The organism is Kitasatospora sp. NPDC059803 (assembly GCF_042732255.1).
Lineage (GTDB): Bacteria > Actinomycetota > Actinomycetes > Streptomycetales > Streptomycetaceae > Kitasatospora.
In genome coordinates this window covers 1-8,464 of record NZ_JBHWIJ010000344.1, presented here as the reverse complement: position 1 = coordinate 8,464, position 8,464 = coordinate 1, and the positions used below count along the sequence as shown (strand labels likewise).

Sequence of the window (8,464 nt, the reverse complement as noted above, 5' to 3'; positions counted from 1 at the left end):
GGTCGGGGCCGGCACCGTCTTCACGTTCAGGGTGTGTCGCCGGGAGCGGGGATCAGAGGCGGAACGGGTTGCCGCCCTGGGCTGCGATCACGTACCAGGCGGTCGCTCCGGTGTGCAGGGCGGCGTAGTAGTAGTCGCCCTGGCCGGTGTCGAGGCTGTCGCCGGAGGCCGCGACGATGCCGCTGCCGTCGGTGTTCGGGGCGCTGGTCTGGGCCGTCTCCAGGGTGGTGAGAAGCTTGTTGGCCTCGACGGGGTCGGTGCCGTTGGCGCGGGCGTGGTAGGCGACCAGCAGGTGTCCGGTTCCTTCGAACCAGACCTTCTTGGTGTCGTTCCGGTAGAAGCTGACACCGGTGTAGACGCCGTCCGTGGCCTTGATGGTGGTGGCCGCCCAGTCGATGGCGCGGCAGTAGGACGGGTTGAGGGTGGCCCGGTAGAGGCGGGTGAAGGCCATTCCCGCCCAGGCCATGTTGCCGGTGTAGACGGAGGGGCTGCCCACGTACGGGGTGGTGTCCTTGGTGACGAACGGGTGCGGCTCGTAGGAGGCGCGCAGGCGGCCGTCTGCGAGTTCGGGGTCGTGGGCCTGCGCGTGGAGCAGGCTCCGTCCGAGCTGGGCGGCGTACTGGACGTCGTCGGTGGTGCCGCGCTGGAGGAGCGCGGTGATCATCAGGGCGTTGTCGTAGGTGAAGGACGCCTGGAAGCCGTCCTGGCCGAAGATCGAGGTGCCGGAGAAGTGGCCGCCCTGGTAGCTCTGCGGGACACGGCGGCTGCCACCGGGGACAACGGGGTGGCGTCGGTGGCGGGTTCACCCGCTGGAGGCCCCAGGCAGTCCCGCATGCGGACGTGTCCGCCGTACACCGGGCCGCCGTCACGGGACGGTTGCCTGGTATTCGGGAAGGAAGAACACGCCCAGGCCGAAGGGGCGTTGTCAGCTGGCGATGCGCTCCGGTCGGGCGGCGGGGGCCGGGTCACCGAGCAGCTCGTGGTTCCGGGTCTCGGGGAGGCAGGTGGCGGCGATGGCCGCCAGTGCGTAGGCGAGCCCTGCGAAGAGGGCGATGCTCGCCGCGAGTCCGAGGCGTCCGGAGAGGTAGCCGACGAGGGCGGGGAACGCGGCGCTGACGATGCGGCCCAGGTTGTAGCAGAAGCCCTGCCCGCTGCCCCGGACGCGGGTGGGGTACAACTCCGCGAATAGGGCGCCCAGTCCGCCGGGGATCCCGGCCGAGAAGAACCCGAGCGGCGCGCCCGCGATGAGGGTGCCGAGATCGCCGAGTGGCAGCAGCAGGTAGGGAACGAGGGTCACGAGGCAGCACAGGGCGAAGAGGACGACATTGCGACGACGGCCGATCCGGTCGGAGAGCCACCCGGAGGCAAGGTAGCCGAGGAACGAGCCGGCGATGAAGACCGCGAGGTGCCCGCTGCCGCTCATCACCGACAGGTGCCGGGTGGTGTGGAGGTAGGTAGGCAAGAAGGTGCTGAGGGCGTAGTAGCCTCCGTGGCTGCCGAGTCCCAGCAGCGCGCCGAACACGGTGACCCTCAGCAGGCCGGGGCGGAAGATCTCCGTCGGCGACGCCTTCTCCCGCCGCCGCTGGTCGGCCGTGGGGTCGGCGATCCCACGGCGGAGGGCGAGCACCAGCAGGGCGGGCAGCACGCCGAGCCAGAACATCGCCCGCCACGCCCAGGCCTGCGGCAGGACGGTGACCAGCACCGAGTAGGCGGCGAGGGTGAAGGCCCAGCCGACGGCCCAACCACTCTGCACCGCCCCGAGGGCCCTGCCCCGGTACCGCGTGGTCACGTACTCGCTGATCAGCACCGCGCCCGCGGCCCACTCACCGCCGAAGCCGATGCCCTGCAGACAGCGGAAGGCCAACAGGGACTCGAAGCCGTTGGCGAAGCCGACGAGCGCGGTCGCCACCGCGTACCAGGCGATGGTGAAGCGCAGGACGGCCACCCGGTCCCACCGGCCGGAGGCCGCCCCGGCCAACCAGCCACCGAGCGCGGTGCCGATCAGGGTGACCGAGGAGGCCAACCCGCCCTGGCCGCTGGTGAGATGCCACAGTGTGGTGAGGGTCGGCAGCACCAGGCCGTAGATCTGCGCGTCGGCCCCTTCCAGCGCCCAGCCGCCGAAGGTGGCCCAGAACGCCCGTCGGCCCCCGGGCGACGCCGAGCGGTACCACTGACGCATGCCCGCTCCTTACCTGAGGTCCATGCGGCGCCGGAAGGAACCAACGACCGGCGCCGCACAGCGGCAGCGCCCCCGCGGCACCGGCCGCCCTGAACGTGAGCACGTCAGTACGTCGTCGAACATGCAGGCCAATATGACAGTCAGTCAGGTGAAGGTCCAGAGGCCCCCGGTCCTGGACCCCCCGGGCCTACCATCGGCGGGTGATCTGCGAATCGGCCGAGTCCGCCGAGTTGACCGCGTCGGTGGAGTCGGTGGAGTCGGTGGACACCCACGCCCACGTGTTCCACCGCGGCCTGCCCAGGGCCGACCGCCCCCGCTACGTGCCGGACTACGACGCCCTCCCGGCGACGTACCTGGCGCTGCTCGACCGGCACGGCATCGGCGGCGCGGTCCTCGTCCAGCCGAGCTTCCTGGGAACGCGCAACGACTTCCTGCTCGACTGCCTGGCCCGGCACCCCGCCAGGTTCCGCGCCGTCATCGTGCTGGACCACGACCGGCCCTGCCGACCAGGCGCGCTCGCCCCGCTCGCCCTCGACGGCGTCGCGGGCATCCGCCTCAACCTGATCGGCCGCCGGGTGCCCGACCTGGCCGGTCCGCACTGGCGGCAGGTGGCCGCACTGCTGGCCGAGCGCGGGCAGCACCTGGAGGTGCACGCGGCGGGCGAACAGTGGACGGCGATCGCCCCCGCCCTGCGCGCCTGGCCGTCCCCCGTGGTGATCGACCACCTCGGCCTGCCGGGCGCATCCGAGGGCGCCGACCGCACGGTGCTGGATCTGGCCACGCGCGACCACGTGTGGATCAAGGCCTCCGCGCCCTACCGCTGCGCGCCCGACGTGCCCGGCCGCATGCTGCGGCGCCTGCTGGAGGAGGCGGGCCACCAGCGCCTGCTGTGGGGCAGCGACTGGCCCTGGACGCGCCACGAACACAGCAGGACGTTCGCCGAGTGCCTCGCCTGGCCGGCCGAGCACGTCGACCCGTCGGTCCTGCGCGCCGCCCTCACCATGAACCCGGCGCGGCTGCTGAACTGGTCCCCCGGACGGCGAGCAGCATCCGGGCTGCAGCTGTCGGCGTAGGCGCAGTCCGCAGCTGGGACGGCAGTGCCAGATCTGTCCGCCGCCTGTCCCTGGGAGACCTCGTGCGGACGGTTCGTGGCGGCCTACCGTGGCGGGGTGAGCGAGGAGACGAACGGGCGTACCGGACGGGTGCTGGTCCTGGTGCTGCCCGAGGTGAATCTGCTGGACCTCGGCGGTCCCGTGCAGGTGTTCGACGCTGCGGCGCATCTCGGCGGCGGCTACCGGCTGGAGTTCGTCGCCGAGACGGACGGTCTGCGGTCCGCGCAAGGCCTGCGGCTGGCGGGGCTGGCACCGCTGTCGACGAGCCGGGCGGCAGCCGGCGACCTGGTGCTCGTGCCGGGCCCCCGGCTGACCGGATCAGACCGGCCGGTGGCACCCGCCGTGGTGCGCTGGGTGCGCGAGGCCCACGACGCGGGTGCCTGGGTGGCGTCCGTGTGCAGCGGTGCAGTCGTTCTGGGGGAGGCGGGGCTGCTGGACGACAGGGCGTGCACGACCCACTGGTCGCTCACCTCGGCGATGCGCGACCGGTACCCGCGGGCCCGGGTGCGTGAGGCCGCGCTCTACGTGCACGACGGGCGGATCAGCACCAGCGCGGGCATCTCGTCGGGGATCGATCTCGCATTGTCCCTGGTCGAACGGGAGCGCGGCCCCGAACTGGCCGCGGGAGTCGCGCGTGAACTGGTGCTGTACCTGCGGCGGGACGGGGACGCGGCACAGATCAGTCCGTTCCTGCGGCACCGCGACCACGTCCAGCCCGCGGTGCACCGGGTGCAGGACCATCTGGCGCAGCATCTGGACGTCGCCTTCACCCTGCGTGAACTCGCAGGCATCGCCGGGCTGTCCCCGCGCGGTCTGACGCGGGCCTTCACCACGGCTGCGGGCATCACCCCGTTCGCCTACCAGCGGCAACTGCGGCTGGAGCGGGCCCGCACCCTGCTGTCCGGTACCGACCTGACGGTGGAGGCGGTCGCGCTCCGGTGCGGATTCCGTGACGCCCGGCAACTGCGCCGGGTGGTCGCTGACGCCTTCGGCGCGCCGCCCTCGCTGCTGCGCGCACCAGCGCGGCCGACTGCCTGACGGACTGGCCTCCTCGGCGAAGGGGCCTCCTTCCCGGCCGTCCCCTCTTTCCCTTCCTCTCTCCCGTTTCCCGTTTCCTGTTTCGCTTTTCCCACTTCCACGAGGGCCGACGGCACCGTGCTGCCAAAAACGTGCCCGGATTGTTGAGGTATGTCTTGCTCAAGGCGAGTTCCGAGGCGCGCAAGGGGCACCGCGCGCTGCGCCGCACCGGCTGGGTACTGCTGGGCACAGCTCTGGCGACCGCGTCCTTCGCGGGGATCGCCTTCGCGGGGGTGAGCGCGTCGATGGCCGACAGCTTCGCCGCCGCCCCTCGCGGATCCGATGCCGGGGTGTGGCCTGCCGCCCGGCCGGTACCGGAGGGCAGGATCACGGTGGCGGTCGCGGTCGGCAACGAGGGCTCCGTGGCCACCGATGTACTCGCGCCCTACCAGGTGTTCGCCGAGTCGCGGGACATGTTCGTCTACACGGTGGCGGCCGAACGCCGTGTCTCCCCACTGTCCGGCGGCGCCCATCTGCTGCCCGACCACACGCTGGCCGAGGTGGCGGACGGCACTCTGCCGGAACCCGACGTGGTGGTCGTGCCCGCCGTGACCGACCCCACCGGCGCGGGCGAGGAGCGCCTGCGCCGGTGGATCGTCGAACGCCACCACCGGGGCGCCCGGATCCTCGGGGTGTGCGCGGGCTCCGAACTGCTGGCCGCCTCCGGTCTGCTCGACGGCCGCGACGCCACGTCGTTCTGGTCCAACATCACTTCCCTGGAGCGCAGTTACCCGAAGGTCGCCTGGAAGCGAGGGCTGCGCTACGTCGAGGACGGGCGGGTGACCACCACCGCGGGCGTCACCTCCGGCACCATGGGTGCGCTGCGGTTGGTCGAGGAACTGGCCGGCACAGCGGAGGCGACCCGTATCGGCACCGGCCTGTCCTACCCCGGCTGGACTCCGGACGGACCGACCGCGATACCGGCCAACCATCTCGCCCTCGTCGACCTCCCGTACGCCTTCAACGCCGCATTCCCGTGGCTGCGCCCCACCACGGCCATCGGACTGGTCGACGGAGTCGAGGAGATCGACGCGGCCGCCGCCTTCGAGGGATACGGCGGAGTCTCCTTCGCCACCCGGACGCTGGTGATCGGCGCCGGTGACACCGTCACCACCCGCCACGGCCTGGTCCTCGTCACCCGGTCGGCGAAGGGGGGCGCCCACGGGGCGGATCGCTTCGTGGTGCCCGGCGTCACGAACACCTCCGACCTCGGCAGTGCGCTGGACGACTGGGCCCGCCGCAACGGGCTCGCCGCCGAACTGCCCGGCGGAGGACGGCGGTCCGGGGAGTTCGGCTTCGATCCGGTGCTACGGGACCTTGCTGAAAGCAGCGACCGTCGCACGGCGCTGGCCACCGCGAAGTTCTCCGAGTACCCCTCGGCCCACCTGGAGCTGACCGGCGCGTCCTGGCCCTGGCGGTCCACCCTGCTGGCCGCGGCGGCGGTCGTCGTGAGCGTGGGGGTGGGGCTGGCACCGACGGCGATCCGCCACACGGTTCGACGGCGGCGCCCCACGGCGTAGCTCGCCTGACGCTCGGCGCCTTTCCGGGCTCGCCGGTTCGAGCGTTCCCGTGGGCGCGTGGTTCAGGCGCGGTGGTGGGCGCGGTCGCTGAGGTCCTGCAGCAGCACTGCCAGGAGGCGGGCCAGTTCCCGCTGCTCCTGGGGCGCCAGGGCTTCGATGAGGCCCCGCTCGTAGTTCAGGAGGCCGTCGACGGCGTTCTCCACTGCGTGGTGCCCCTCGGGGGTCAGCTCCACGGGCACGGCGCGGGTCCCGGGGTCCGCAGCCAGTCTGCGGACGAACCCCTCGTGCTGGGCTCGGTCCACCCGTTGGGTCACGGCCCCGGGTGTGATCAGGCAGCGGCTGGCGAGCTCGCGGGTGGACAGCCGGTAGGGCCGACCGGAACGGCGGAGGGTGCTGAGCAGGTCGAGGGTGGCGGCGTCCATGCCGACCTGGGTCAGGACGCGGCGCCGCTCGTCGGCCAGCAGTTTCGCGGCGTCGTGGATCCGGGTGAGGATGCCGATCGAGTCGACCGGGAGTCCGGGCTGCTCGCGCCGCCAGGCTTGGGAGATCTCGTCGGCGCGGTCGGTGCGGGGCTGGTCCGGTGTGGTCAGCGTCAGCTCCATCGCGGCCCACCGCGGCGGATCCGGCTCCTACGGCTCCGCCAAGGCCGCCGTCGAGGCCTGGAACCTCACGATCGCCCAGGACCTCGACAAGGACCGGATCACGGCCAACGTCATCGCCCCGGGCTACATCGAGTCCACCGACTTCTTCCAGGGCGGGATGATCCCCCAGCGCCGTGCCGCCCTGCTCGCCCAGACGGCCAACGGCCGGGCCGGCACCCCGGCGGACATCGCGGGCACCGTGCTGTTCCTCGCCTCACCGGCCGCAGGGCACATCACCGGCCAGACCCTGCACGTCAACGGCGGCGCGCTGGCCGGGCGCTGAACAACGCGCTCGGCCGGACCGGTGCCACCGGCAGGAGCCTCGGCGTCGGTGACGGGCAGGCCTTCACCGACGCCGACGGGCGCATGGAGTGCCAGTCATGTCCGATGTGCCATCCGATCCGCCACACGCCGAACCGTCCACCGTGGGCGACCGGTTGGCCGATCCCGCGTCCCTCCGGTGGGACAGGCCAAGTCCGAGGACGGACCTGGGCCACGCGGCGGCGACCCACCTCAACCTGCCTCGACCGATCTCACCGAGGTTTGACCGCACGGCGGTTCGTGGCCGTCGATCGAGGGTTCACAGGTACGGCCGCAGGTCGTCGCGATAAACGGTGGTGCTGCCTTCAGGCCGCCAGGAACGACTGTGCCGGGACAGGGTCCAGGCTTCCGGCGCGTGCCGAGCGGCACTGATCCAGGCCGCGAGTTCGGGAACGGCGATCTGCCGCAGGACGTGTCGAGCCGCCGCCCGTTCGGTGGCCGGGAGCGGAGCAATACGAACCCGCACGGTGCACCACCAGCTGGGATGGATGCCGCCACCGTAGTTGGCGGAGATGGGTGGCACCCACTCGGCGTGCAACGCGGTCCCGTCCCCCCAGAGCCGGTCGCCGAAATCCAGGTCGACGGCATCCGCCTCCTGCGCGCCGAGGACGGTGCGGATGTCCGTCGGGGTGAGCGGCCACGACAGGCCGCGCGGCAGGCGGCGGTTACGGGCTGGCATGCGCCCGAGGATGGCAGACGCCTTGCGGAAGCGCATGCGCATCTCGACCCGGCTCTACCGAGACGCCGGTCAACTTCGTTGGTACCAGCCGGACTTCGGCGAGGCGTGTCAGGTTGAACACCCTCAGGGCCTCGGACGCCCGTCCCGGCTCGGCCACCGTTTCGCCCGTTCTCAGTGAACACGGCGGATCTTCAGGGGCGCCGCCCTGCCGGTCGACCGACCACCCTCAGGCGCCTGCCGGACCAATCGCACCTTGAACTTCTCGACGTTCTCATTCCACGTCAGGTAACCGATGGCACCGCCAAGTTGGCGTCGAAATGGCTCCTCCGATCTGTCGAGGGTGATAGTCCGGTGACGGTTGGTCATGGCAGGATCAGCACGGGCCGACACCGTGTCGGCCGGAAGGAGGAGACATGGCCGAGGACAGCAAGGTGACGGCGTCCGCCGAGGGCAAGACTCCGTCTGGCAAGTACGCAGGCACTGAAATCAAGATCGAGGGCGAGGATCACATCATCATTCGGGAGGACGAGGTTCCGGTAGCCACCGACACCGAGTGATACGCCCGCACTTCGGTCCGGGCTGATCTTCGCCCGTACTGGAACGGAGCGTTGCCCAGCTACGAGAAGGGCCCCGTCGGTCGCCACCGGAAGGGCCCTTTCCGCTGCGACTTCCGCAGGCCGCAGGCTCGCCCTCCACACCGGTTCCAGGAACAGCCCGGAGGCGGCCGTGTCATCGTGGACGGTGAGGCGCAGCAGGGCGTCGAGGTTGCTGTAGTGGGTGCCCCAGGGGGCCAGGATCAGCGCGCCGGGGCGGGCCTGACGGGATCCAGGCGTGCGGGATCTCGCGCAGCCCGTACGGGGCCACGAGTCGCGGGGGCGCCCGGCGGCGCGCTCGGGCGGGACGGGCGGGGGGGGCGGGCGCGGGGGAGGGGGCGA

The 8,464-nt window shown here is 71.9% G+C and carries 9 protein-coding genes; 5 read left to right on the top strand and 4 right to left on the bottom strand.

Annotated features, from left to right (window positions below):
• Positions 1–52: 52 nt before the first annotated feature.
• Complete coding sequence (locus tag ACFV6I_RS34665) at positions 53–664, bottom strand: hypothetical protein (protein WP_380429788.1); 612 nt, start codon at positions 662–664, stop codon at positions 53–55.
• A 261-nt stretch (positions 665–925) separates the two neighbouring features.
• Complete coding sequence (locus tag ACFV6I_RS34660; protein ID WP_380429786.1) at positions 926–2,179, bottom strand: MFS transporter; 1,254 nt, start codon at positions 2,177–2,179, stop codon at positions 926–928.
• 200 nt (positions 2,180–2,379) lie between these two features.
• Between ACFV6I_RS34660 and ACFV6I_RS34655 the strand changes: the two genes are divergently transcribed.
• The 3 genes from ACFV6I_RS34655 (at position 2,380) to ACFV6I_RS34645 (ending at position 5,888) form a co-directional block, all read left to right on the top strand.
• Positions 2,380–3,252: an amidohydrolase family protein gene (locus ACFV6I_RS34655; protein WP_380429783.1), complete on the top strand. Its 873-nt coding sequence runs from the start codon at positions 2,380–2,382 to the stop codon at positions 3,250–3,252.
• Between the two features lie 96 nt (positions 3,253–3,348).
• A complete protein-coding gene (locus tag ACFV6I_RS34650; RefSeq protein WP_380429780.1) occupies positions 3,349–4,329 on the top strand; it encodes a GlxA family transcriptional regulator in 981 nt (326 codons plus the stop codon).
• Positions 4,330–4,484: 155 nt separating this feature from the next.
• On the top strand, positions 4,485–5,888 hold the full coding sequence (locus ACFV6I_RS34645) for a DJ-1/PfpI family protein (protein ID WP_380429778.1): 1,404 nt from the start codon (positions 4,485–4,487) through the stop codon (positions 5,886–5,888).
• A 62-nt stretch (positions 5,889–5,950) separates the two neighbouring features.
• On the opposite strand, the gene ACFV6I_RS34640 is transcribed toward ACFV6I_RS34645, so the two are convergent.
• A complete protein-coding gene (locus ACFV6I_RS34640; protein ID WP_380429776.1) occupies positions 5,951–6,490 on the bottom strand; it encodes a MarR family winged helix-turn-helix transcriptional regulator in 540 nt (179 codons plus the stop codon).
• Between ACFV6I_RS34640 and ACFV6I_RS34635 the strand changes: the two genes are divergently transcribed.
• Positions 6,471–6,812 carry an SDR family NAD(P)-dependent oxidoreductase gene (locus ACFV6I_RS34635; RefSeq protein ID WP_380429773.1) on the top strand — a complete coding sequence of 114 codons (342 nt, stop codon included), beginning with the start codon at positions 6,471–6,473 and terminating at the stop codon, positions 6,810–6,812. The genes ACFV6I_RS34640 and ACFV6I_RS34635 overlap by 20 nt on opposite strands.
• A gap of 297 nt (positions 6,813–7,109) precedes the next feature.
• Here the strand turns inward: ACFV6I_RS34635 and ACFV6I_RS34630 are convergent, their stop codons facing one another.
• Entirely contained in the window at positions 7,110–7,565 is a 456-nt protein-coding gene (locus tag ACFV6I_RS34630; RefSeq protein WP_380429770.1) for a hypothetical protein, read from the bottom strand.
• Positions 7,566–7,942: 377 nt separating this feature from the next.
• Between ACFV6I_RS34630 and ACFV6I_RS34625 the strand changes: the two genes are divergently transcribed.
• Positions 7,943–8,086, top strand: coding sequence for a hypothetical protein (locus tag ACFV6I_RS34625; protein WP_380429768.1), 144 nt, complete (start codon positions 7,943–7,945; stop codon positions 8,084–8,086).
• Positions 8,087–8,464: the final 378 nt, after the last annotated feature.